The following is a 24,127-nucleotide window of genomic DNA, read 5'->3' as shown; positions in this document are numbered from 1 at the left end:
TACAGCCCTACTCAACTGTGCGGAGGTGGGACGATGAAATCGAATTCTAACGAATTACCGATTTCTGTCCCACTCTCTAAATATCAAGCTGATCTCAGCATCAAGGACAGTAAATACCAGCGATAAGCCGCCCGATAATGATAGGCATTAAAAAACTTCATCTCCCCAATACCATAGCGCATCAAATAGTAAATCAGATAACGCAGATGCAGGCTTTCCCACTCTATGCTAGCCTTTTGACAATGAGCATACTCAACCTCAAGCTCCCCATAGTAGTCTCTGAATTGATTATAAATTTCTTGAATTTCCATTATAACTCCAATCTTTTTGCTTTAACACTAGTTTATCGCAAAAAGAAGAGGTTTTGGGACAAGAATCTTAACTTGTCTCATTTAAGAGCCAAAAGGTAAGGTTAGTCACTAGAAAATGACATTTCAGGGAATATTTTTGACATTTTGGGGGTTGGGGGAGTAACCTTTTGGATAATCATTTACGATTAAATCCTTTACTATGTTGAAATTTAGAAGTAGCTAATATTTTAGGGGCGATAAGAAATACAATCGCTCTAACTCATAACTTGAAATAAGAATGACTTATTAGACAACCTAACCTCTCACTCTACTTTTTTACTTCATAACCATTTGGATTTAGTCTTTGCCATCTCCATGAGTCCCGTACCATATCCTGTAGATTTTTTCCAGCTTTCCATCTTAAGACAAGATATGCCTTATTAGGATCTGCATAACAAGTAGCCACATCTCCAGGACGACGTTCCTTGATTACATAAGGAATCTTGACTCCATTTTCACATTCAAAAGCCTTAACCATATCCAAAACGCTATAGCCAGTTCCAGTTCCAAGGTTGAAAACAGCGGTTCCCTTATGTTCTAAATTATGCTTCACAGCTAAAACATGGTCCTTTGCTAAATCTAACACATGAATATAGTCTCGCACACCTGTACCATCATGTGTATCATAATCATCACCAAAAATACTAAGTTCCTGCAATCTACCAACTGCAACCTGAGTGATAGAGGGCATAAGATTATTAGGGATTCCATTTGGATACTCCCCAATTAAACCTGACTCATGAGCTCCAATAGGATTAAAATAACGAAGATTCGTCACAGACCAATATGGATTTGCAGCAGCAACATCTGTTAAAATTTGCTCCATCATTAACTTCGTATATCCATAAGGGTTTGTCGCTGAAGTCGGCAAATCCTCTGTCAATGGTGAAATATTATTCATTCCATAAACTGTGGCACTAGAACTAAAAATAATATGCTTTACATCATATTTCTTCATCACATTGAGAAGGGCTATAGTCCCACCGACATTGTTGTCATAATACTTTAGCGGTTCTTGTACAGACTCACCAACTGCCTTATATGCCGCAAAATGAATCACTGCATCAATATGATTTTCCTCAAATACCTGACTCATAAACTTTTTGTCTGCAATAGAACCTTGATAAGAAGGTATCTCTGCTCCAGTAATCGCTTTCAATCTCTCTAGCACCTCTGGAGAACTGTTTGAAAAATCATCTACAATTACAACTTCATAGCCATTTGCTAGTAACTCCACTACTGTGTGACTACCGATATAACCTGCACCACCTGTAACTAAAATTTGTGTCATTCGTTCTATTTATACTCCTATAAATTACTAAAAATTATTATACTACTTTTTTGCTAAGAGAACCAAAAGAAATTAAAAATTGATAATCTCTCCTTAAACATGACACTTCTCCCTTTCATCCTCTTGCGATCAGATAGAATTATTCTGAAAAGGCAACAGTTTTCGGTATAAAATTTATAAAGTGTATTGATTTAATTCATCAGTCTCATTGTCATGGGGGATGATAAAAATATTTAATATTAACCCGTGGTGCTAGTTAAATTCAAAATATCTCAGATTGTAGGCCAATATAATTTGCTCTAATCTCAATTGTAAGCCAGACAAGCCTCTTGCTAAAGTATGTTCAATATCAAATAGGGTACATAACTCAGAAAAGCGAGTTTCAATAGTTCGCCTCAAAGCTAGTAGTCTCCAGTCATTGTGCTCCCTTGCACCATCCATATTTTGTCGCCAAGGTGTCCATAAGTGATAGCCTTTCTGTTCCAAGCGTTCTTCAATTCCTTACTGAGGTAGTCTAAGTCTGCTAAAATCATAGATTGTTGGCATCCTTCCAGTAATTCATCCACGACTTGGATATCATGAACAGATGCTGGCGTGACAACATAGTTTAGAATATAGCCAGAAAAAGTAACCAGCATGTTGACTTTGAAACCATAGAACCATAAATTTTTAGAGGCATTATAACCAATATCTGCCGTCTCTTCAAAAATGGTACTTCGGAAATTGCGAACAGGCTGACAAAGTGGTAAAGGAAAACTATGAACGATGGCAATCGCATTGGGGGAGATTTGGTCATTCATAGCCTGACGAATCAGTTGTACTAACCAGATCAATTGCTTTGATCTACGATTGAAGCGACTTCTTTCCAGCATTTGACCACAGAAAAATAATTGACAGATTCGGTGAAAACGGCGCTGCGATTTGATTCCTAGTTCAGCTTGCAATACCAATAAGACTAATAGAGATTCATCCGAAACTTTTGACAAGCTGACATTCCGACGATGTTTCAATGAATCAGGACAATAATGGCAATAAAAATGATGACAAATAGTTGATAATTGCTTCATATTCCATTGCAAATGATGGGATTTAGCGGTATACTGTAAGTAGCTCATTTGGACGACCTCCTGTTTGTTTCGTCACTTACAGTATAGTCCTTTTGGGCTTTTTCTTGTAGTTTGAATTTAACTAGCACCACGGGTTCTTAAAATAAATCAATATTAAACATTTATCCAACTTTTAGCAAGCAAATGTTTCTTCATTATTCCACCTACAAATCTATAATAATTTTTTTAAAGTCTTTTATGTTAGTATATTTTTTGACAAAGTAGATAAGATACACGATAAAATACACCGTAAAGCCTAAGGGAACAGGTAAAAACCAACTAACTGTAATAAAGATAAATGTCATCATTAACTCAGTACTAATATCTTTTTTAACACTAATCGTAATTTTTTTAGACAAGATTAACTCTGCCATAATACTTCTCAATGCCAATAAAAATACAATAGAGAGCACTGTTAATGTCAAATTTTTCAACCAAAACGCTGTAATAAATGTTGAAATAAAACTACAGCACATCACAAATAAATTTACTCGAAAAATTGTCTTTTCCATACGTAAAGCTTTTAGATAAGTATTAATCAGCAGAGCCATTTTCCCTTCATATACTGACATTGGAAAAATTAGAGCCATAAAAATCAATGAATCATGATAAGCAGGTAACCATTTATTCAAAACAAGTCGTAAAGGATAATAAATAAGCAAAACTCCAAACATTAGCAACATCAAACTGTTACGCAAACCATCATAAATTTTTGGAAGATTTTCCCTCTTCGTACGTTTCAATAGTGGAAAAATTACAAGGCCAATTGCATTGATAAACGTCATCATCAAGTTAGAGATGCTAAGTGTCAATGATACTTTCCCGAAAGTAGCAATATCCCAAACTCTCTGAATTCCAATCCGAACCGTACCAATAATTAACATACTAGCAATATTCGAAAGCATCAAATTAATTCCAACGCCAATATTTAAAAATACTTCAGAAAGGGCCCACTTAAAATTAGACAAAGAATTGAGAACAATATCTCTGCATAGATATATCCCATATCCTAAAGAAAACAATCTTCCTAGGAAGTCTGCATAGACCATCATCTGGAAATTTCTCGCCCCTAATAAAATAAATACCAGCAGCAACAATAAATATAGTAACCGATCACTGCTAATAATATAGGAACTTTCTTTTAAGCGATTTGTCATTTGTAAAATATAGATAAACAAAAATCGAAGATTCGTAACCCACATAGTTAATACTAAGAGATTGTATACAAACTGAGAATTGCTATCTTTCACAAATAAAGGAATTCCCACCAGTAAAATGATAGCAATAATTGTTAAATAGATTAACAATAACAGAAATTGAGAAAAAAAGGTTTCTTTATCTAATTCGTCATACTCCAAGCCACCGTATCTTAAGTAGATACCATCAACCCAGCCAAAATGTAGAAATCCAACATAAGCTAGATAAAAAATATAAAGTTGCCAATATCCATACTCTTCTACTCCCATGATTTTTGGCAAAATCAAAACAACAATAGAAGAGACAAGTACCGTTAAAAGATTGGAAATGATGACATATGAGAAATTGGTTACAATAGTTTTTAGTTTTGAAGGCATTATTTCTCCTCAATTTTTTTACGATCAATTCGCATACTTTTAATCAATCGATTGTACATGTCTTCCATTCCTACTTTGGGCTTCCATCCTAGTCTTTCTAATTTGTTTGTATCCAACTCGATTTTCATAACGGGATTATATCCTAATTTTTCAGGATTTTCTGCAATATCAAATACTAATTTTGATTTCCCTTGAGAAAAGTTTGTAATAACAAGCTCTGCCATATCTCGAATGGAAATAGCAGTCATTTTATTAGCAACATTATAAGCCTGCCCATGATCACCTTTTAGTAAGATATAGAATAAAGCATGAACAGCATCCGATGTATAGCAATAGCTGCGCACTGTCTCTCCAGTTGTTTTTAAAACAATATTCTTTCCTTCAAGAATAGAACGTGCAAATTGAGCAAAGACACGATTATCACTATAAGAAACTCCTGAGCCAAAGGTTTGTGTCAATCTGGCTATTTTAATCGGGACACCGTACTGTTCTAAATAAGCCACGCATAGACACTCAACCATCCGTTTTCCTTCTGAATAGCTGCTTCTAACACTTAAAGGATCCAAGTAGCCATAATCCTCCTCTGACACCATTCCCCGATGAGGATCAGGAAAACCATATACTTCCAAAGAAGAAAGATATAAGAAACCCTTTACCTTTTTCTCTACTGCTAAATCTAAGAGATTTTTCGTTCCGTCGATTGCAGTTTTGATGGTATCAACTGGATATGTCACAAAAGAAGATGAGTCGGTTACACTTGCACCATGGATAATATAATCAATAGTTTCTGTGATTTCGATAGGAGTTTGTATATCCGCAACATGTAACTTAAAATGGGACATATTTAGAACATCACTAAATAATTTCTCTGCTTTTTCTTTATTTCTAACCAAAGCTACAACAGTCACTGTTGCTTGATTTCTTTTATTATGTTCAAGCAAAGTACGAATTACTTGATTACCTAGTAATCCTGTTGCACCTGTTACAAGAATAGTTCCTTTTTGAAATTCCTTTAAAATTGGACTCGTCAATACCAGTTCTTCAATATCAGCTTGTATTATTCTATTATTCATCATTTATCCAAATATTTGTTGATTTTCTCGTGCTTCGTAAATAGCCTTAAAAATATAAAAGTCGGATGGCGTCGTGATTTTTATATTTTCTGGACCTCCCATTACAGTAAATAACTCCAAGCCATAGTAGCGTACCAAGGTAGCTGAATCCGTCATATCTATCAACCCATCTTCTTGTGCTTTTAAATGTAACGAATAAATATCTGAAAGAAAGAAACTTTGAGGTGCTACTGCTGTTTGACAAGAATCGCGATCTACAACATTTGTAATAGCATTTTCTGCATTGACCTGAATGACCGTCTCAATTACAGGTTTAACGGTGATTGCAGTACGATGTTTACGCACACAGTCTATATTATTTGTAATAATATCTGCATCAATCAAAGGACGAACACCATCATGGATAAGGATAATATCTTCTGGTTGAATATTATCTGACATCGCAGCTAATCCATGGAAGATAGACATCTGTCCTGTTGTACCTCCAGAAACAATTTTTACAACTTTTTTAATATGAAACTTCAACAACAGGTTTTCTAAATAATCAATCCATCCCTCAATGCAAACAATTACAATCTGATCAATCATTGGATGATTTTCAAAATGTTCAATCGTGTGAATGATGATAGGTTTGCCATATAGCTCTAAAAATTGCTTTGGCTTTGTCGTTGTCTTCATCCGTGAGCCAGAACCACCTGCAAAAATAAGTGCTGAAACTACCATATACCCTCCTTGTGCTGTTAGAGAACCACATTAGTGAGATACGTTCCCTTGTAATCCTTTTGTTCATACTTATATGTTAATTTATGAACTTCTATTAGACTCGATAATTCTTTCCAATGCTTGTCATTGTACTCATCAAATAACTTAAATTGTAAAATATGTGGGTGTGAATTGCTATAAGGAACAACCTCATCCCAAATTTCAGGATAGGTTTCGATAGCAAGTTCAAAAAAATTATGCAAAAGAAAGTAATCCATCAAGTTATTATTCTTCTCCCAATACCTACGCAACAGATATCTCGTTAATAATATAATTTCATTATTTGGGTTCGATGTCATAAACCAACTAGATATTCTTTTACTATGAGCAAATGTATTGGGACGTAACTCTTGAAATAGAAATAAATCAGAATCAAAGAAGTAGTCATGAATAATCGGCGAACTCATGAAAACTGTCGCATCTACCCAAGTTCCCCCATATTTCGAGAGTAGCTCTATACGGACAATATCTGAAAAATGAGCATGAGAAATTTTACCTTCTGCATATTTCTCAGTGATAAACGTCGGTAACTCTATATAGTTGGACAAATTAGTTTCATCTAACGCTACTAAAGTTCTATCCTCAGGTAGATTACTCTTTAAAGATTCAAAACAGTTTTTAACCAAAACAGGAGCATTTTCTATCCCTTGATACCATAACACCCATACAAATCGATTATCTTGTCCTTCTTGTTTAAATTGTTCTACATTATTCTTGAAGTATTCAATATCTGCTCTATATTTTTTACGAAGCTTTCTCATAATCTTTTGATCAATGGAAACTTGTAAAATCTCCAATGACTTCTCGGTTTTAGGCTGAAGAAGTAGCTGAAAAAATGTAAAGAAAACTAGTCTATTGTGAAGTAATTGCCTAATTCTACCACTCTTATATATTTTTTTTATTAAATTCATTCTGCTATATTCCTAATATACTTAGATACGATTGCGTAATATATTGATATGCACGCCCAGTTTAAATATAGATAATATCTTTATCAAGGCTAACCACACTAACAAAAACATCAAACGTACGATATGTGTCGTCAACAAGGTAATGAATGCTTCTTGAAAAAACATGATCACCATCCCATATGATAATAACCCATAAATCATTATCAAAAATGGAGAGAACAGATTTTTTTTAATGATATAGTACATTGTTCCAAAGAATATACCATAAAAGAATTGAACAAGAATTGCTACACTATAACCAAAATCCTTTATAAAAACATAGTAAGCTGTATAAACATTACTAGTAGTTCCATAAAAATTAATTATAGGTAAAAATGGTGATAATTGCTCAGGAAAAATTCCTAAAGTTTTTAATGTCCCATAAATAGCTATAAAAGTATTTTCTCCAAAATATCTATTTTCTAGATAGTAATTTTGATTCTTAATAAAATAATCTAATCCAGCTATCGGAGATCCAATATACTTAGATAAATTATCTAATGGACTACTCCCTAGCCTATTTAAAACAACATCCCCTACAACAAGAAATAATGCAATTGCCCCTAAACCATACAATAGAATAATTTTGAGTAGCTTACTAGATGATTCGACCCCTGACCATATATATTTTCGGGAATAATATAAGATAAAAATTACAAAATAGCCCGAAACAAGTCCTAGTAATTCTGTCCTACCTGTAGATAGAAGAGAAATAAACAGCGAGGCTAAAGCAATTAATAAAAATAAAAATTTTTGAATAAGGTTCTTCCCATAAAAATACTCTTGACAATAGTAAGTAAACGTCAAAATACCTAGAGAGTAATTGGCTCTAAGAATATTAGCTGTTCCTTTTGAAAAAGAATAATCATAGTTGGTAATCATATACCTCGCACGCTCAATTGCAGTAAATAAATTAGAACTTACAGGCTTACCAGATATCTGGGAGTAATAAACAGAAACCCTAAAAGCATCAACTGATAAAATTCTATAGGCAAAAATGAAAAATATAAATACAATAATGAAAAAAAACATCGGTACTAGAGGTAAACTTCTAAAACTTTTTTTGCTGGAAGTTTTTACAAATGAATTTGAGAGGGACACACCTGCGGAAAACATTATTAACCCTACTACTAAGATTAATAATGTTACAAAGCTAAGAGGAGATCCCCACTTATTTACAAAGTGTATCGTTCCTAATGAAGCAAATAACCAAATAACTAAATTGATAATACCTGGATTAGATAAATCTTTTCGTATTAGTAAAAAATAAAAATACAATATAAGCGATATCATTAGACTTAATAAAATAGCCATCGTTATCTCTCTACACTCTCTTCCCAATCATCTCTCAACCGAACATGTCGTTCACCTTGCTCTGATTTAGGTGGCAACGTCATATAGTCACCATATCGATTTGCTAAATACTCATCAGCTCTATTGGGTCCATAAAATTCCTTCCCTTCAAATGGGTACTTTCGTGCAGGATAAAAAACATCGTAATCTAAAACCTCTCCTAAATAACCCTTAACTCCGTATGCAATAGTAATTTTTGAGGTTTTTTTATTAGACTTCAAAAATTTTTCCATTAGTTTATATAGATTTCGTGGTCCTATTAAAATTGCTGGCAAACCAACAATTTTTCTAATTAGTAAATTTTCCCTTAACTCATCTGAGTATTTCGATAAATAATGGAGGTGTGGTGTATATTTTTTATAACATCTAGAACTACTATAGGATAGATCCACTAAACGAAAAAGACTCCCTTTAATTTTTCTGACCAAGTTATTTTCTGGTACAAAATCAATCGGCAACATATCCAAATATAGATATTTTTTCTTACTAAATCCTTCTCCCAAAACATCAAAATAAGTTAGAAACTTGCTTTGAATTTTAGTATATTTAAAAATGTTACTTTTTTCATTTTTAGGTGAAATTAATTGAAAATTTTTGCTCTCCGCAAACAAATATGTTAACCGTTCATATTCTTCTCGGAACATAACCAAATCAATATCATCATCCCAAGGAATGTAGCCCTTATGACGAAGGGAACCAATTAATGTACCAGCAACCATATAGAATGTCAAACCATAGTTCTCACACTCTTTCTCAAAATCAACAAGCATGGACAAATACGCTTCTTGTAATTTTTTTAATTGAGTTTCAGAAATAGTTTGATACATCCCTTTAAAACAATCATCACGCGCTAATTCCCACTCAATTTTAGATGTCCCTCTCATTTTATCTCCTCATTATTTTAGCAAACAGCCTCTGCAATCTTAATGAATATATAATATCACTGAAAAATGCTCGAAAACCATTATAAAATTGTTTTAATTTATACATCTCTCTAATTGACTTAAAGGTCCGCTTTTCTATAAATTCTGCTCTTGCTTTATATAATTTACCATAGTTCTCAGCTACTTCTTTAACTTCATAATTCTCAATTTCTGTAGAGAGATTTGTTACAACCTCATATCTTTTATACATTTTTGTATAATAGTTTAGTCGTTCCTCTAATGAATTATGAAAAGATGAACTTTTGGAAGAGAGTGTGACATTACTTAGGTGTAAGCGATGGCTGTCTAGAATTGTGTCCAATTCAACAACCTCTCCGAATAAGCAAGAAAGCATACCAAATAATACATCATGAAACTGAAAACAAGGGTATTCAAAATATTTATTTTCAATAATAGTTTTCAGTACCTCTGAACGAAATACTGTTTGATACCCTGACGGCCATGATTGAAGTATTTTTTTTACTGGATAAATTCTAGACTTGCTAGTTGTATTCAATTCTTTAATAACCTCACCAGTCTCATTGATATACCTTGATTTACAGAATACCATTGAAATCTGTGAATTATAAAATTCCTTCATCATTGACTCAATTTTACAATCATCCCAAATATCATCCTGATCAGAGAAGAAAGTATAGCCCTTATCTACCATTTTGGTTAGATTGATAAAAGTTCTATAGTGCCCCTGATTGGATTCATTTTGGTAAATTTCCCATGCAACTAAATTATATTTTTGAATAAATCTATTAACAATATCAAACGTTTTATCCGTCGAACAATCATCCAAAATAATAACTCTATCTGCAGGAAGTGTTTGGCTACGAATCGAATATAGCTGTTGCTCTATAAATTTCTCTCCATTATAAGTTGCCATCAATACTGTAATCATATTATTTCCTTAATATCTTTTCATAAATAAATTTTTTCACACCAGATGGCATATATACAAAAATTCTAATATAAATTTGATTTAAAAAAGCATCTCTTTTATTAACCAGACCATTTGTAAGCATAAACTTATTTAATATATTCCAACTTGCTATCTGTTCTTTATTCCCTCTTCGATTATACATCCCATTCCCCACACGAGCATAAACAAGAGTCTCAGAAATATTTGCTAGTCTAGCTCCTGTAGCAATCATACGTACCCAAAGATAATAATCCTCAACATATGGAAGCGGTAAATAACCTCCTGCTTTCTCAACACTGGGCTTTCTAAACATCACTGTCATATGACACATAGGATTTCGTCTCTTAGCCATATGAACAATTTCATCATGCGATTGAGGAACCTTTTTTTCTGAAACAACCTCTAACGGAGAGTTTAAAAACTCAGTAATGTTTCCCCCAAGTAAATCTATATCCGGATTATGCTTAATAAAGGTCAATTGAGACTCAAACCGCGTATCTACGGCTATATCATCAGAGTCCATACGAGCCACCCACTCATAACTACAATGTTTCAAACCTTCATTCAATGCATCACCTAGACCGACATTTTTTCTAAGAGGGACTGTCTTTAAACAAGGAAACTTTTTTCTGAACTCTTCCAAAATATCGTAAAGCCCATCATTAAGCGGTCCATCTTCAACTACTACCACTTCAGTTGGCATTATTGTTTGATTTACTAAAATACTATCTAAAGCAGCCTGAAGATATTCTGGTGTTTCTTTCTCATATACTGACATTAGTACTGAAAAATTCATTTCTTCCCTTTCTGTCTTGGTCCTCCTTCAACAACACCGTCACTTTTTAAAACACTTAGAATCGTTCCAAAGAAACAGCGACAATCTAGAGCAAAGGATACGTTTTTTACATAGTAGCCATCAAGTTCAGCTTTTTGTTTGATTGGTAGTTCATCACGACCATTAATCTGTGCCCAACCAGTCAATCCTGGTAACACATCATTAGCACCATACCTATCACGTTCCTCAATCAAATCATATTGATTCCAAAGGGCAGGCCGAGGGCCGATGATGCTCATGTCTCCAACAAAAATATTCCAAATTTGCGGTAATTCATCAAGAGATGTTTTGCGCATGAATTTCCCAACCTTCGTAATCCATTGTTCAGGATTTTCTAATAAATGAGTGGGAGTGTCTTTAGGTGTGTCAATCCGCATCGTTCTAAACTTTAAAATAAAAAAGTGTTTTTTATGTAATCCTATACGTTTTTGTTTAAAAAGTACTGGTCCCTTTGAATCTAACTTTATGGCTATAATCAGAACAAGAAATAGAGGTGATAATACAATCATGCCGCTCAAGGACAAAATAATATCAAGAATGCGTTTAATAAATTTATACATACTTTATCTCCCCCTACTGTTGCGCAAATTTTATTAATTTAGCTTTCAATTCTGCTCCATCTAATTTGGAAATAGAATCAATGAAAGCTGTTACTTCTGAATTAGGTAAAGCTTGAACATTTCCTACAAATATTTTTTCATAGATTTGTTCATCAACTCGCTCTTCAGTAGAGAGCAATTCCTCATATAATTTCTCTCCTGGGCGAATTCCAGCTTCTACAATTTGGATTTCCTCTTCCGTATGACCGCTCAAGGTAATCATTTTTTTAGCTAAATCTAAAATCTTAACTGGCTCACCCATATCTAACACGAAAACTTCTCCACCATGCATTAGCGCACCCGCTTGAATAACAAGACGACTTGCTTCAGGAATAGTCATGAAATACCGTGTCATTCGGAAATCTGTGACGGTAATTGGACCACCGTTCGCAATTTGCTCCTTGAACAAAGGCACTACACTACCTCGACTGCCTAAAACATTCCCAAAGCGAACCGCTGCAAACAAGGTCTTCCCTTCCTCATTCAAACTCGTAACAATCATTTCAGCCACACGTTTTGTAGCTCCCATGACATTTGGAGGATTCACAGCCTTATCTGTAGAAACCATTACAAATTTAGCAACTCCAGCTGCTTTCGCAGCTTCAGCCACATTTTTAGTTCCATAAATATTGTTTTTTACTGCTTCAGTTGGGTTGTATTCCATCAGTGGGACATGCTTATGAGCTGCCGCATGGTAAACACGATCAGGTTGATACTCACGCATAATATGGAATATCCGTTCTCGATCTTGTATATCCGCGATAAGAGGCACAATTTCGACTTTATCTCCATATTGAGCAAGTAATTCTTTATGAATCAAATAGATAGAATTTTCTCCATGACCTAAAAGTAGCAATCTAGCGGGAGAAAAACGAGCAATCTGACGACAAAGCTCTGAACCAATTGAGCCTCCTGCTCCTGTCACCAAAATTGTCTTACCATCAATATTGGATTGCAAACTCGTTTGATCAAGTCTAACTTCTTTTCTTCCCAATAAATCAGCAATATCAATTTCCCGTAATTTATGTACTTTTAGCTTTCCTGTAACCACTTCTTCATATTTTGGCATGGCACTAACTTTAGCACCTGTCTTTTTACAAAGAGAAAAAAGTCGTTCATACTCATCTGGTTTTAGAGAAGGAATTGCTAGGACAATTTGACTTATCTCATAATTTGCTACAATTTCAGGGATTTGCTTATCCGTACCAACAACTTTGACACCGTGCAAAAACGAGCCTTGCTTACTGGTATCACTATCTACAACAGCAACAATCTTTAACTCAGGTGACTCTTTTAAAGCCGTTTTAATAAATAGGCTTCCACCATCCCCTGCTCCGACAACCAGCGTTCTACTTACTTTGCTTTCTTCAACCTCTGTATAGGTTGTTCCGTTTTTAAAACTAAACCACATTCTCCAGCCAAGACGCATGGACATAGTAAATAAAACAGAGAACATGCAACTAAGCAATAAAAAACGATAGCTTGTATGCAAGGATAGCGCAAGTTCTACTAAGAAAACAATAAAGTAAGCACCTACCAAGGTTAGACTGATCGTGCTGAGAGTTTTATAGTCCGTGTAACGATTGATAATCGAAAAAAGTTTCGTTTTGATTCCAATTAAAAAATAGAGCACTACTGTCATTGTTAAGGTTTGTACAAAACTCAAATCTGACAGCAAAACATATTCAGATAAAAAGAAGTATGCCACAAAACCACTAAAATATATTAAAACAGCATCTGCTATCATCAGAATAATTCTTTTTTGTGATCGTGTTAATTCCATAATATCCCTTTATTTTTTTCTATTCTTTACTCAAATTATCCCCATAGTGTCCATAGGAACCATAGAAACCATATTTGTCTGCTTGGACATTGTATTTATTTAAGACCACGCCAAGGAATGGTGTGGATGATTGTTCCAACTGCATTTTAGATTTCTGAACCATTTTCCGTTTGACTTCATTTGTCGATACGACTAAAAGGCTAGCATCGCAAACTTTGGCAATCAAGGTTGCGTCTACCACCATACCAATAGGCGGCGTATCCACAATAATATAGTCGTAATGACGGCGCAAGACGCTCATCATAGTGGTAAATCGTTCACTCTGGAGAAGAGCCGTTGGATTAGGTGACGCTTGTCCTGAGGTGATGACGAAGAGATTTTCCTCATCCGTTTCACACAGTCCTTGAGATAGGTCTGTATTTCTCGCAAGATACTCTGTCAAGCCAGAAACCTTCTCACCGCTCTTAAAGACTCCACCTAGCATTTTTGAATTTCGGATATCTGCATCAATCAAAAGTGTCTTATGACCCGCCTTGGCAAAGGTCAGGGCAAGATTGGTTGAAGTTGTCGTCTTTCCCTCACCTGGGAAGGTAGAACTAACAGCAATCACCTTGATATCTTCACCGCTAAGTTGGATATTGGTCCGAAGGGCATTGTAATACTCCTCTACCCGTGAAATAGAAAGTTTTTTCTTTTTTGCTAACTCTAGTATTGGCATTGTATCTCCTAACCTACCTTACTCATATCTGGGATGACACCAAGCAGGGTCATTCCTAGGGTTTCTTCGATATCTTCTGGCTTCTTGACACGGTCATCAAGGATTTCCACGCTCACTACTACAAGGACCATCAAGACACCACCCGCAAGCACTCCAATGATAGTATTGCGACGGATGTTTGGAGAAGACGGTGTTTTTGGCGTTTCTGCTTCTTCCAGCGTTGTAACGTCGGATACCTTGGTAACAGCGATGATTTTCTCAGCAGCAACTTCGCGCAAAGTATTGGCAATACGGCTTGCTTCTGCTGGATCCGCATGCGTAACCGTAATAGACACAATCCGAGTATCTGTCGGTACAGTCACCGTCACCTTAGATGCCAAGTCAGATGGTGAACCTGACAATTTCAATTCTGAAATGACGGATGCCAAAACATCTTGTGACAGGATGATTTCCTTGTAGTCCTTTACCAGATAAGAACCAGCCTGCAAGTCTTGGTTTGTCAAGGTAGGATTTTCGCCCTGCTGACGATTGACAACGTAGATACGCGTCGTGCTCTTATAAGCAGGCTTAGCAATAAAAACGCTATAACCTAGGGCTAGAATACCTGTCAATAAGGCAGTTAAGATAATTAAAAATTTCTGTTTCCAAATTGTCTTCAACAGAGACAACACATCGATTTCGATCATTTGATTTTCTTGATTCATGTATTTACTTTCTCCAGAGTTTGATTGATTAAATAAACTCGTTACTTAATAAGATTTCTTGGTTTGTCTTAAAGAGTTCTTCCGCACGCTCAGCGCCATATTTTTTCGCGACAATCTGATAGGCCTTTTGCATATAAGGCGGTCTGTCATCGAGATTGTGCATATCGCTGGCAACGAAATGAACTAAGTCCCGTTCTAGAAAGAACTGAACACGCTTTTTCATAAATTTGTAACGATCACCAAAAAGCTTTGGTTTCAAAACATTTGAACTATTGACCTGCATATAGCAGCCCATATTGATCAATTCGCTGACCCTGTCTTCGTCATTTTCCAGACAGTGATAGCGCTCAATATGTGCCACTACCGGAATCATACCGAGGCGAATGACATTGCCCAAGGCTGAGTGAATATCCTTGTAGGGTGTATTCATACTAAACTCGATCAAGACATACTTAGTGCCACCTAGACCGGGAAATGTCCCCTCTTCTAGCTTTTTCAAAATATCACTAGTATAGTAAATCTCCGCTCCATATAGCACGGTCAAATCGTCAGCAACTTGCTTGGCCAACTCCTGCACTTGCTTAAAGTTTGCTGCAATTTTTTCTTCAGGCGTTTCAAACATGCCCTTTCGGCGATGAGAAGTAGAAATAATGGTGCGAACGCCCTGACGATAGCTTTCTTCGAGCAGACGTCGGCTATCCTCTAGTGTCTTAGGACCGTCATCCACATCAAAAATGATATGCGAGTGAATATCAATCATGCTTTACTTCCCTTCCATTACTTCCTGAATCGCTGCTTTGGCAGCTGCCAAACTATTTTGATCAATTTCCATCATGTAGAGATTGGCTTCTGGCATCGCGTGGGAAGGCAGACCTGTATTTCCAGTTCCAGTCAAGGCCTGAGAAGTCACATTATAACTTCCGCCTGACTCCAGCTGAGTATTGATCAGATTCATCATTGTTTCCAAGCTCATATCGGTCTGGACAGAATCCTGCAATCCTGAAAGAATGGCGTTGTAATTCTTCAATGCATCTGTTGAAGTCAGCTTTTTAATGACTGCTGCAATGACTTTTTCTTGGTTCTTACCACGATCATTATCTCCGCCATTTAGAGAATAACGTTCACGGACGAAAGTCAACGCTTGTTCAGAATTTAATGAAATATTACCAATAGGATAATGAGTATTTCCTACAGTAAACTCTTGGTCGTTCTCAATATCAATCCCACCCAGCAAGTCAATCAACTTGAGGAAGGAAGTGAAATTTAGCCGGACATAATAATTCAAATCAATACCGTAGAGGTTTTCCAAGGTGTGAACTGAAGCATCTACGCCGTAAATACCCGCATGAGTCAGCTTATCCGGCTGATTAAGGCCACCGTCCGCAATTGGAACATAGGCATCTCGTGGTGTGGTTGTCAGCAAGACTTTCTTGGTCTTACGATTGACTGTCATGATAATGTTGACATCCGAGCGTGACACAGAAGAAATCGGGCCATAAGTGTCAATACCACTGACATAGATATTGAAGACCTCTGCATTTGGATCTTGCTTGCCAATAGCTGTATCAATCTTCTTGCTTATCTTATAAGTATAGATTTTTTTAATTTTTGAAGCATAGTCAGGATCTTCGCCACGAATCGTATCTTCAAAGACACTATTCAAGACCATAGCCTTGACTTCACCAGAAGTTAACGATTTATAGGCAGCGAGATAAGAAGATGCTGTATCCACTGTTAGCTCATGCCCTTGTGTCTGACTGATATTTTTCATCAGCGCTTGGACATTGTCTTGGTCATTGCCTGATGGTGCTAAGACATTTGTCAACTGCTTGAGGTTCTTAACATCACTATCTGCCGGCACCACGATACTCATTTCATACTCAGAGTAGTTAGAAGTGGAATTAACGCCAGCCGACAAGTCGACTAAACCCTTTACAGCATACATAGACACTGACCCCACAAGCAGGGCTACTATTAGAATAGCACTGGTGGTCTTTCCTGCCTTACCCTTGAAAATCAGGAATCCTAATAGGACTGCCACTGCTAGGATGAGGACTGTCACTAAGATATTCACATAGCGAAAAGCTAGAAAATGATAGCGGAAAATTGTGAAAATCAAGAAGGCTGCTAACAAAGTATAAACACCCAAGAGGGTGCTATTCACTATTTTTAATCGATCGTTTTTCTTTTTAGACTTTTTTGCTCTCTGATACATTCACCTTACTACTTTCTGTGCGAAATTACTCTAGTCTATTATAGCATAAAAACATGGCTTTTTAAGAAATTCTTAAGAATATTACATAATTGTAAAAAAATCCTATTCTTTTGTCAACGACTTCAACTTTGAAATCGAATTCAAGCCAAAACACAGAAAAATAAAGCGATACCAAGGCATTGGCACCGCCTTTTCTGATAAGGAAAATAGAGCTTGGCTCATGAACTCTGAGAGCCACTTTCATCATAAGTAAGCATCTTTAAAAATTGTAGACAACGTTGAACAAAATGTCCTATTTTTATACTGAAAGTTTTGCTCCAATCTAGACGATTATAACAAGCCATCTCGATCCACTTGCTCATAGGCCTGCAAACCATCATTGAGCTTGTCCCAGATGACTACCTGGCCAGACTGAAGGGACTTCTGCACATCAATGATGCGCTGATTGGAAGAACCACGAAATTGTAGCATGAGATTTTTCTTCGTGATATCAAAACGGCCGTCCACCAAGATGTCAATCAGACTCAGCAGCTCCAGCTTGTCCTCCGTTTCCAACATCATCTCTTCCCAAGTGTAGCCCGTCCAAGACCAGATATCCTTGTCCGGCAGCTCTCTCCGAATCCGCTTGACCAAGGGCAGGAGGATGCCTGTATTGAGAAAAGGCTCACCGCCTAGGAGGGTCAGCCCCTGCACATAGGGCTCCGCCAAGTCTTTCATAATCTGCTCCTCCAACTCTTGGGTATAAGGAATGCCAGCGTTGAAGGACCAAGTTGCTGCATTATAGCAGCCCTCACAGTGAAACATACAGCCACTGACATAGAGGGAATTGCGGACGCCTTCGCCATCCACAAAGTTAAAGGCCTTATAGTCAATGATGCGTCCCTTGCTCAGCTCCTCACTTTTCCATTCTTGAGGTTTGGGATTGTTCATCGTCATCCTCCAAATCTATCCAGTAGCGCTGACTTCTGTCGATTGTATTTTCGTAAACACCGCCAGCAGAGAGAATGGTGCGTCGGCTGGCTTCGTTGTCTTCATCGCAGGTAATCAGCACTCGTTCCAATCCTTGTTTTCGAGCCTCTGCTAGTCCTAGCTCTAGCTGCAACTTAGCCAATCCCTTTCTGCGTTGACTAGGCCGGATAGAATAGCCAATATGCCCACCCTCCACAAATAATTTGTCATTCAAGGACAAGCGCAGGGCTAAAAAGCCCAGAGGCAAGCCTGTCTCATCAAAGGATAAAAATTTGATGGCAGGAACCCAGCCTACTGGTAGGTTGGCAGCATCCTCCTGCTGCTCTACAATTCGCAACCAATCCTCATAATCCTTTGCTTGCTTCCAAGCAGAGCCCATGCCACCGTGCATATAGGATTTTGCAGCATCGAACTCAGCAATCATCTCTAAAATTGCGTCTTTATCTTCCAAAGTTGGTCGTCTTAGATCCATGTTCCCTCCTTAATTGACATCAATCCAGTAGCGCTGACTTCTGTCGATTGTATTTTCGTAAACACCGCCAGCAGAGAGAATGGTGCGTCGGCTGGCTTCGTTGTCTTCATCGCAGGTAATCAGCACTCGTTCCAATCCTTGCTTGCGAGCCTCTGCTAGCCCGAGCTCTAGCTGCAACTTAGCCAATCCCTTTCTGCGTTGACTAGGCCGGATAGAATAGCCAATATGCCCGCCCTCCACAAATAATTTGTCATTCAAAGACAAGCGCAGAGCTAAAAAACCCAGAGGCAAGCCAGTCTCATCAAAGGATAAAAATTGGATGGCGGGAACCCAACCTGCTGGCAGATTCTCAGCATCCTCCTGCTGCTCTACAATTCGCAACCAATCCTCATAATCCTTTGCTCGCTTCCAAGTTGAGCCCATGCCACCGTGCATATAGGATTTTGCTGCATCGAACTCCGCAATCATCTCTAAAATCGCATCTTTATCTTCCAAAGTTGGTCGTCGTAACTTCATAAACTATCCTCAATCTAAATCAATCCAATAACGCTCTTTACCAGCTCGAATATCCTCTAAAGCTCCGCCATTAGCCAAAATCACTGCTCGACTGGCAGCATTGTCACTATCGCAAGTCACTAAAGCACGTTTGATATTTTTACTTTTGGCTACTTGCAAGCCTTGTCGCAACTGCTCTTTTGCCAATCCTTTCCCACGCGCAGAGGGACGGATACTATAACCGATATGCCCGCCTTCTTGGAGCAAATGGTCATTGAGCCGTAAGCGCAGATTGAGAAAACCCACAGCCTGACCATCCGCAGCAAAAGAGACCAGTTGGATGTAAGGCACAAAACCTTGCGGCAAGCCTAGACCTGCCTCAGCTAGCTGAATGGTCTCCAGCCAGTCCTCATAAACAAAATCCGCTCCTCCAAAGAAGCCGTCCTGTCGGCTACCAGCTGCTTCAAAGTCAGCCAGCATCTCTAAAATCTTTTCCTTGTCTTCTAGTTTCGGTCGTCTTAGCTCCATAGTGCCTCCTGATACGAAGAGAGTGAGACCGCCTTGCGCCCCACTCTGACTTCTATTATTTCTTGTTTTTTTCTAAAAATTGCTGACGCAGTTTGGCTAGTCGCTCTTTTTTGCCATTGCCTCCCCGCGAATGTTTTTCGTGGAAACGCTGCACCTGAGCCTTTCCTTTGTCGTCCAATTGATACTTTCCCATCTTAATCTCCCTCATACTTAATAGTCGAGCCATTCATGTGCTTGACCCGAGCTGATATTTCCTTGTGGCGGCCGTTGACCATTGGACGGGCTTGCGGATTTCCTAAGTAACCGCAGGTCCGCTTGACCACGTCGACCGTCTTGGGATCGCTGTTGCCACAGTTTGGACAGGTGAAGCCCCGCTCGGTTGGCGTGAAATCTCCCTCAAAGTTACACTTATAACAGCGGTCAATCGGTGTATTGGTTCCCAGATAGCCGACTCGGTCATAGGCATAGTCCCAGACAGCTTCCAGAGCCTTGGGATTTTGCTGCAGCACAGGATATTCACAGTAGTGGATAAAGCCGCCTGAGGCTCCCACTTCAGGGTAAATCTTCTCAAAGTCCAGCTTTTCAAAGGGCGTTGGATTCTTGCGCACATCGTAGTGGAAGGAGTTCGTATAGTATTCCTTGTCAGTAATATCCGGAACGACCCCAAACTTCTCTGTATCCAAACGGCAGAAGCGGTCGGTCAGGCTTTCAGATGGTGTCGAGTAAACAGAGAAGTGATAGTCGTACTGCTCTGACCATTCTTCCACCCGACGCTTCATATCTTTGACAATAGCCACCGTAAAGTCCTTGGCTTCAGGATTGGTCTCCCAATTACCGCCGTAAAAGACTGCTGCCACTTCATAGAGCCCGATATAACCTAGGGAAACCGTTGCCCGACGGTGAGTAAAGAGCTGGTCTACCTGATCATACTTGCCCAGACGTTGGCCAAAAGCCCCATACTGATAAAGAATCGGTGCATTGGCTGGACTGGCTTCCTTGGTCCGCTCCACTCGATAAACCAAAGCATCTTCAGCGATATTCATCCGCTCGTTAAAGATTTCCCGGAATTTATCCAAATCTCCCTCGGATTCAAGTGCAATCCGCGGTAGATTGACAGTAACGACACCTAGATTCATACGACCGGAATTGACTTCCTGACCGTTTTCATCCTTCCAGCCTTGCAGGAAAGAACGGCAGCCCATCGGTACCTTGAACGATCCAGTTAAGTCGATAATCTTGTCATAGGAAAGCACATCTGGATACATACGCTTAGTGGCACACTCCAGAGCCAGTTCTTTGATGTCGTAGTTAGGCGTTCCCGGCTCGAGATTGAGCCCACGCTTAAGGGTGAAAATCAGCTTAGGGAAAATCGCTGTGCGGTGCTCGCTTCCCAATCCCTTGATACGGATATTGAGAATGGCCTTCTGAATTTCCCGCTCAAAACGATTGGTTCCCAGACCAAAGCCCAGCGAAGTAAAAGGAGTCTGACCGTTAGAGGTAAAGAGAGTATTGATCTCATACTCTAGCGACTGCATGGCATCGTAGATGTCCTTCTTGGTCTTCGCCCAGGCGTACTCTTCCCACTTATCCGGCAAAACCCATTGCTCAGCATCCTTGAGATGCTTTTGGTAATTAAGCTCAGCATAGGGCGCCAAGACTTGGTCAATTCGATCGGCCGAACAGCCACCATACTGGCTGGAAGCTACATTGGCAATGATTTGCGAGATTTGAGCCGTTGCAGTCTGAATAGACTTGGGACTCTCTACTTCTGCATTGCCAATCTTAAAGCCATTTTTCAGCATGCCGTCAAAGTCAATCAGACAGCAGTTCGTCATTGGCGTATAAGGGCTGTAGTCCAAATCATGGTAGTGGATGTCCCCCTTTTGGTGGGCATTGGCCACATGAGGCGGCAGCATCTTAAGGCCGATGGATTTGCCGACAATCCCAGCCGTCAAATCCCGTTGGGTATTGAAAACATCGCTGTCCTTATTGGCATTCTCATTAACCACCGTACGATCTTTGTTGAGGAGCTTGTCGATGGTAAAGTTGATATCAGTCGCTTTTGAGCGCTCAAAATCCCGTTGGGTGCGGTAAGTGATGTAGTTCTCTGCAATGGCATATTCCTTAGCATTCAAAAGCTCATGCTCAACGATGTTCTGAATCTCATAGATTTTGACGTACTTAGCGAAGCGACTGCTGATTTCTGCCACAATACGGTCTGTGATAGCTTCTAGCTTGGCTTCCAGCATCGGATTCAGCGGACCGACTTCCTGAGCCGCTCGTACCATAGCCTTATAGATCTTAGTCACATCAAAAGCTACTCTCCGGCCGTCTCGCTTCTCAACGTAGATGGTAGGCGCTGTATCAAATTTTGCTTCTCTTAAAATCATCACAAACACTTCCTCTTCTCAATTAATCATCTACCAAACATTATATCACTCCAAAATAAAAAATCAATATGTTGTGGTAAAATTGTTATTTTTTTATTTTACACACAACATATTGATTTAATTATTTGATTTGATAAAGCTTGAAGTGATTGAGTTTTAGGCTCACTTCTTCATAATCTTGAGAAATTTTCTTTTTCACATCCGAAAAGAGTTTCACATCTTTATTGACTAAAATAAACTTTGGACTCGCTTCGTTTAAAGCATTACGCAAGAAAATGCGATTTTCCTCCGTTCCTGTGTAAAGCGACGGACTCAGTAGAGAAACAGCGGATAAACGCTGCGCTTTTTTATAGAGGCTAGCTGTACTGTCCCAAGCATAAATGCTATCCTTGCTAGTGCTGTTTTCACGAATATGTTGGGCAGCCAGATTTCTCTCTGCTGAAACTCCGTTGGATAGAATATACTCATTTACAAATGGATAAGCTACGAGATAAAGCATCGCAAGCAAAGGCAGAAAGAGTTGCTTGCCCAAGTAACGATTCCAGCTAGAAGTCTGGGTAGGCTTACGGTGGCGTCTTTCATGTCCATCCCTGTCTCCACCTGTATCCAGCCACAAGGCCAGTAACAGCAAGGCAAAAGGCAGAGTTGTCAACAATTGATAAGCGCCCTTCTCTGGCAGGCCTAGAACTCCAATAAAGCTGATAGGAAGACCTAGCAAACCAATGAAGCGCATACCACGCGCAGCAGTTGGTTCTTCTTTGAGAGCAAAAGCCGTCATCAACGCTGTCGCAAAACCTAATCCTAGGAAAAGCAAACCATAATAGAGCAAATGATCTAATAAATAGCTGCTATTGAGACGAAAAGCCTCTAGAACATAAGTAACTTGGCTAATCGCCACACCAAAGGAACCATTCAAAACTGTATAGTAGCCCAGTGGATAAAAGACTAGAGAAAAACCTAATAGACTTGCCAGCAATTGATAAAAGCCACGCGCTTTTCGCTTGTCAGCGATATTGTACAGAAGCAAAAACAGCGTCGTCAATGAGTAAAAGAGCAGACTAAAAGCTGGCTCGATTAGAAAAGCCAAGGCTCCAACCATCCCAAAACGAATAAAAGACTCATCACGGACACGTCCTTGTAAGTACTTCACGAGATGGTACAAACTCCGAAAGATAAATGGAAAAGTAAAAATAATAGAATAGGTTCCGCCAAATCCCAGTGTCAGCACAAACAAATAGAACAGAATTGTAATCTGGCGAGCTAGACCACTTCTAACCGTTATTTGTGAAATTGTCTGGAAGAGATATATTCCTGCCAAGGTCAAAGCCACTACTTGGAAAAGTAAAAACAATAGCTGACCCAAAAATAAATTCCCCAACCAGCTTACCAAGTAGTAGAGAAGACCGCTAGTTCCATAAATATTTGCATAGGCAACTTCTCCCTGAGTCAAGGCCCAGCCAGCATATAGATTTTGCGATTGCAAATTGGTGGCTAAGTTGGTTAGTAGAGGATTGATGACACTGGTCAAACTGACCAAAACGCTCCAAAAAAATAGTTGTAAGGAAGGAAGCGGCTCGATTATTTTCTCTAACCGCCGTCTCTCACTCGTATTTTGCCAGGTTTCTGCGGACATAGATACTAAAATTTCCACGTTTTCCTGCTGATTTCTATCGTTCATAAAAGTTCTCCTTGATTTCCATACTCTATAGTATATCAAAAAGCACTCTTTCTGTCAGCCTTATCTTGGCTCCCTTTCTTCTCCTGTTTCTTCTTTGCCAAGCGCTCCAAATCGCGGAATTTCAAGTAAACTAGCCGCTCTTCTGGACAAGGAAGCCGATAAATTATTTTTGCTATTTCCATCTATAATCCTCCTTTGATTCTCTGTCCACTACTTACTATTCGTAAAATAAAGGCGAGCATCCCAAGAAAGTGTCATTTATAGCTTCTCCAGCAAATCTGCTCAGCAAGAGACAGAAAAAAGAGGCTGGAACAAAAGTCCTAGCCTCTCAATTGTCTTTGGATTGTCAAGCAAGACGCAGTGGTTGAGTGGGCTCTACTACGCTGATTTCATCAGCTTTTACAGCCCTACTCAACTGTGCGGAGGTG

At 38.5% G+C, this 24,127-nt stretch carries 24 protein-coding genes and 1 pseudogene; all 25 read right to left on the bottom strand.

Going from position 1 to position 24,127, the window contains the following annotated elements; translation table 11 throughout:
* Positions 1 to 83 precede the first annotated feature (83 nt).
* Positions 84 to 311 (bottom strand): sigma(X)-activator ComW, encoded by a 228-nt coding sequence (comW, locus tag A0765_RS00125; protein WP_062003921.1) that lies wholly within the window; start codon positions 309 to 311, stop codon positions 84 to 86.
* Positions 312 to 618: 307 nt separating this feature from the next.
* A complete protein-coding gene (gene galE / locus A0765_RS00120) occupies positions 619 to 1,641 on the bottom strand; it encodes a UDP-glucose 4-epimerase GalE (protein ID WP_062003919.1) in 1,023 nt (340 codons plus the stop codon).
* A gap of 252 nt (positions 1,642 to 1,893) precedes the next feature.
* Positions 1,894 to 2,756 (bottom strand): annotated as a pseudogene (locus tag A0765_RS00115) (IS982 family transposase).
* Between the two features lie 155 nt (positions 2,757 to 2,911).
* Positions 2,912 to 4,321, bottom strand: a complete 1,410-nt coding sequence (locus A0765_RS00110; protein WP_062003917.1) for a lipopolysaccharide biosynthesis protein — start codon at positions 4,319 to 4,321, stop codon at positions 2,912 to 2,914.
* Positions 4,321 to 5,397, bottom strand: a complete 1,077-nt coding sequence (locus tag A0765_RS00105) for an NAD-dependent epimerase/dehydratase family protein (RefSeq protein WP_061422065.1) — start codon at positions 5,395 to 5,397, stop codon at positions 4,321 to 4,323. Before A0765_RS00105 ends, A0765_RS00110 begins: the two co-directional genes overlap by 1 nt.
* On the bottom strand, positions 5,398 to 6,117 hold the full coding sequence (locus A0765_RS00100) for an IspD/TarI family cytidylyltransferase (RefSeq protein ID WP_061422064.1): 720 nt from the start codon (positions 6,115 to 6,117) through the stop codon (positions 5,398 to 5,400).
* A gap of 17 nt (positions 6,118 to 6,134) precedes the next feature.
* A complete protein-coding gene (locus A0765_RS00095) occupies positions 6,135 to 7,067 on the bottom strand; it encodes a capsular polysaccharide synthesis protein (RefSeq protein WP_061422063.1) in 933 nt (310 codons plus the stop codon).
* A 21-nt stretch (positions 7,068 to 7,088) separates the two neighbouring features.
* Positions 7,089 to 8,420 (bottom strand): O-antigen polymerase, encoded by a 1,332-nt coding sequence (locus tag A0765_RS00090; RefSeq protein ID WP_068981941.1) that lies wholly within the window; start codon positions 8,418 to 8,420, stop codon positions 7,089 to 7,091.
* Positions 8,421 to 8,422: 2 nt separating this feature from the next.
* The gene (locus A0765_RS00080) at positions 8,423 to 9,343 is read right to left on the bottom strand and encodes a LicD family protein (RefSeq protein ID WP_061422060.1); all 921 of its coding nucleotides are present in this window, start codon (positions 9,341 to 9,343) and stop codon (positions 8,423 to 8,425) included.
* A 1-nt stretch (position 9,344) separates the two neighbouring features.
* Positions 9,345 to 10,292: a glycosyltransferase gene (locus A0765_RS00075; protein WP_062003916.1), complete on the bottom strand. Its 948-nt coding sequence runs from the start codon at positions 10,290 to 10,292 to the stop codon at positions 9,345 to 9,347.
* Between the two features lies 1 nt (position 10,293).
* The gene (locus tag A0765_RS00070; protein WP_142325610.1) at positions 10,294 to 11,109 is read right to left on the bottom strand and encodes a glycosyltransferase family 2 protein; all 816 of its coding nucleotides are present in this window, start codon (positions 11,107 to 11,109) and stop codon (positions 10,294 to 10,296) included.
* Positions 11,106 to 11,708 carry a sugar transferase gene (locus tag A0765_RS00065; RefSeq protein WP_062003914.1) on the bottom strand — a complete coding sequence of 201 codons (603 nt, stop codon included), beginning with the start codon at positions 11,706 to 11,708 and terminating at the stop codon, positions 11,106 to 11,108. Before A0765_RS00065 ends, A0765_RS00070 begins: the two co-directional genes overlap by 4 nt.
* Before the next feature lie 13 nt (positions 11,709 to 11,721).
* Positions 11,722 to 13,530, bottom strand: a complete 1,809-nt coding sequence (locus tag A0765_RS00060; RefSeq protein WP_062003911.1) for a polysaccharide biosynthesis protein — start codon at positions 13,528 to 13,530, stop codon at positions 11,722 to 11,724.
* Between the two features lie 19 nt (positions 13,531 to 13,549).
* Positions 13,550 to 14,248 (bottom strand): tyrosine-protein kinase, encoded by a 699-nt coding sequence (locus A0765_RS00055; protein ID WP_045500246.1) that lies wholly within the window; start codon positions 14,246 to 14,248, stop codon positions 13,550 to 13,552.
* A gap of 8 nt (positions 14,249 to 14,256) precedes the next feature.
* The gene (locus A0765_RS00050) at positions 14,257 to 14,952 is read right to left on the bottom strand and encodes a CspC family polysaccharide chain length determinant protein (RefSeq protein WP_048791596.1); all 696 of its coding nucleotides are present in this window, start codon (positions 14,950 to 14,952) and stop codon (positions 14,257 to 14,259) included.
* A 28-nt stretch (positions 14,953 to 14,980) separates the two neighbouring features.
* Entirely contained in the window at positions 14,981 to 15,712 is a 732-nt protein-coding gene (cps4B, locus tag A0765_RS00045) for a capsular polysaccharide biosynthesis protein Cps4B (protein ID WP_062003909.1), read from the bottom strand.
* Between the two features lie 3 nt (positions 15,713 to 15,715).
* Positions 15,716 to 17,167, bottom strand: a complete 1,452-nt coding sequence (cpsA, locus tag A0765_RS00040; protein WP_062003907.1) for an LCP family glycopolymer transferase CpsA — start codon at positions 17,165 to 17,167, stop codon at positions 15,716 to 15,718.
* A gap of 330 nt (positions 17,168 to 17,497) precedes the next feature.
* On the bottom strand, positions 17,498 to 18,097 hold the full coding sequence (gene nrdG, locus A0765_RS00030) for an anaerobic ribonucleoside-triphosphate reductase activating protein (RefSeq protein ID WP_015605938.1): 600 nt from the start codon (positions 18,095 to 18,097) through the stop codon (positions 17,498 to 17,500).
* Positions 18,063 to 18,608: a GNAT family N-acetyltransferase gene (locus A0765_RS00025; protein ID WP_045500233.1), complete on the bottom strand. Its 546-nt coding sequence runs from the start codon at positions 18,606 to 18,608 to the stop codon at positions 18,063 to 18,065. The genes nrdG and A0765_RS00025 overlap by 35 nt, the downstream gene beginning before the upstream one ends.
* A gap of 9 nt (positions 18,609 to 18,617) precedes the next feature.
* On the bottom strand, positions 18,618 to 19,124 hold the full coding sequence (locus A0765_RS00020) for a GNAT family N-acetyltransferase (protein ID WP_062003905.1): 507 nt from the start codon (positions 19,122 to 19,124) through the stop codon (positions 18,618 to 18,620).
* 9 nt (positions 19,125 to 19,133) lie between these two features.
* The gene (locus tag A0765_RS00015) at positions 19,134 to 19,631 is read right to left on the bottom strand and encodes a GNAT family N-acetyltransferase (RefSeq protein ID WP_045500230.1); all 498 of its coding nucleotides are present in this window, start codon (positions 19,629 to 19,631) and stop codon (positions 19,134 to 19,136) included.
* Positions 19,632 to 19,686: 55 nt separating this feature from the next.
* Complete coding sequence (locus tag A0765_RS10105) at positions 19,687 to 19,824, bottom strand: hypothetical protein (RefSeq protein WP_005592063.1); 138 nt, start codon at positions 19,822 to 19,824, stop codon at positions 19,687 to 19,689.
* Position 19,825: 1 nt separating this feature from the next.
* Positions 19,826 to 22,021 (bottom strand): anaerobic ribonucleoside-triphosphate reductase, encoded by a 2,196-nt coding sequence (gene nrdD, locus A0765_RS00010; RefSeq protein WP_062003903.1) that lies wholly within the window; start codon positions 22,019 to 22,021, stop codon positions 19,826 to 19,828.
* 121 nt (positions 22,022 to 22,142) lie between these two features.
* On the bottom strand, positions 22,143 to 23,699 hold the full coding sequence (locus A0765_RS00005) for a hypothetical protein (protein WP_062003901.1): 1,557 nt from the start codon (positions 23,697 to 23,699) through the stop codon (positions 22,143 to 22,145).
* 35 nt (positions 23,700 to 23,734) lie between these two features.
* Entirely contained in the window at positions 23,735 to 23,881 is a 147-nt protein-coding gene (locus A0765_RS10405; protein ID WP_179856130.1) for a hypothetical protein, read from the bottom strand.
* Positions 23,882 to 24,127: the final 246 nt, after the last annotated feature.

It is taken from the genome of Streptococcus cristatus (genome assembly GCF_001588905.1).
GTDB lineage: Bacteria > Bacillota > Bacilli > Lactobacillales > Streptococcaceae > Streptococcus > Streptococcus cristatus_N.
The sequence above is the reverse complement of the archived record's forward strand: the minus strand, read 5'-3'. Positions and strand labels throughout refer to the sequence as shown.

Excerpts from the sequence above, each read along its gene's own strand:
- cpsA (WP_062003907.1), bottom strand. The coding sequence starts at position 17,167 with ATGTATCAGAGAGCAAAAAAGTCTAAAAAGAAAAACGATCGATTAAAA.
- A0765_RS00095 (WP_061422063.1), bottom strand. The coding sequence starts at position 7,067 with ATGAATTTAATAAAAAAAATATATAAGAGTGGTAGAATTAGGCAATTA.
- A0765_RS00075 (WP_062003916.1), bottom strand. The coding sequence starts at position 10,292 with ATGATTACAGTATTGATGGCAACTTATAATGGAGAGAAATTTATAGAG.
- A0765_RS10105 (WP_005592063.1), bottom strand. The coding sequence starts at position 19,824 with ATGGGAAAGTATCAATTGGACGACAAAGGAAAGGCTCAGGTGCAGCGT.
- A0765_RS00065 (WP_062003914.1), bottom strand. The coding sequence starts at position 11,708 with ATGTATAAATTTATTAAACGCATTCTTGATATTATTTTGTCCTTGAGC.
- nrdG (WP_015605938.1), bottom strand. The coding sequence starts at position 18,097 with ATGAACAATCCCAAACCTCAAGAATGGAAAAGTGAGGAGCTGAGCAAG.
- comW (WP_062003921.1), bottom strand. The coding sequence starts at position 311 with ATGGAAATTCAAGAAATTTATAATCAATTCAGAGACTACTATGGGGAG.
- A0765_RS00050 (WP_048791596.1), bottom strand. The coding sequence starts at position 14,952 with ATGAATCAAGAAAATCAAATGATCGAAATCGATGTGTTGTCTCTGTTG.
- A0765_RS00025 (WP_045500233.1), bottom strand. The coding sequence starts at position 18,608 with ATGGATCTAAGACGACCAACTTTGGAAGATAAAGACGCAATTTTAGAG.
- nrdD (WP_062003903.1), bottom strand. The coding sequence starts at position 22,021 with ATGATTTTAAGAGAAGCAAAATTTGATACAGCGCCTACCATCTACGTT.
- cps4B (WP_062003909.1), bottom strand. The coding sequence starts at position 15,712 with ATGATTGATATTCACTCGCATATCATTTTTGATGTGGATGACGGTCCT.
- A0765_RS00080 (WP_061422060.1), bottom strand. The coding sequence starts at position 9,343 with ATGAGAGGGACATCTAAAATTGAGTGGGAATTAGCGCGTGATGATTGT.
- galE (WP_062003919.1), bottom strand. The coding sequence starts at position 1,641 with ATGACACAAATTTTAGTTACAGGTGGTGCAGGTTATATCGGTAGTCAC.
- A0765_RS10405 (WP_179856130.1), bottom strand. The coding sequence starts at position 23,881 with ATGGAAATAGCAAAAATAATTTATCGGCTTCCTTGTCCAGAAGAGCGG.
- A0765_RS00105 (WP_061422065.1), bottom strand. The coding sequence starts at position 5,397 with ATGATGAATAATAGAATAATACAAGCTGATATTGAAGAACTGGTATTG.
- A0765_RS00055 (WP_045500246.1), bottom strand. The coding sequence starts at position 14,248 with ATGCCAATACTAGAGTTAGCAAAAAAGAAAAAACTTTCTATTTCACGG.
- A0765_RS00100 (WP_061422064.1), bottom strand. The coding sequence starts at position 6,117 with ATGGTAGTTTCAGCACTTATTTTTGCAGGTGGTTCTGGCTCACGGATG.
- A0765_RS00070 (WP_142325610.1), bottom strand. The coding sequence starts at position 11,109 with ATGAATTTTTCAGTACTAATGTCAGTATATGAGAAAGAAACACCAGAA.
- A0765_RS00060 (WP_062003911.1), bottom strand. The coding sequence starts at position 13,530 with ATGGAATTAACACGATCACAAAAAAGAATTATTCTGATGATAGCAGAT.
- A0765_RS00090 (WP_068981941.1), bottom strand. The coding sequence starts at position 8,420 with ATGGCTATTTTATTAAGTCTAATGATATCGCTTATATTGTATTTTTAT.
- A0765_RS00110 (WP_062003917.1), bottom strand. The coding sequence starts at position 4,321 with ATGCCTTCAAAACTAAAAACTATTGTAACCAATTTCTCATATGTCATC.
- A0765_RS00005 (WP_062003901.1), bottom strand. The coding sequence starts at position 23,699 with ATGAACGATAGAAATCAGCAGGAAAACGTGGAAATTTTAGTATCTATG.
- A0765_RS00020 (WP_062003905.1), bottom strand. The coding sequence starts at position 19,124 with ATGAAGTTACGACGACCAACTTTGGAAGATAAAGATGCGATTTTAGAG.
- A0765_RS00015 (WP_045500230.1), bottom strand. The coding sequence starts at position 19,631 with ATGGAGCTAAGACGACCGAAACTAGAAGACAAGGAAAAGATTTTAGAG.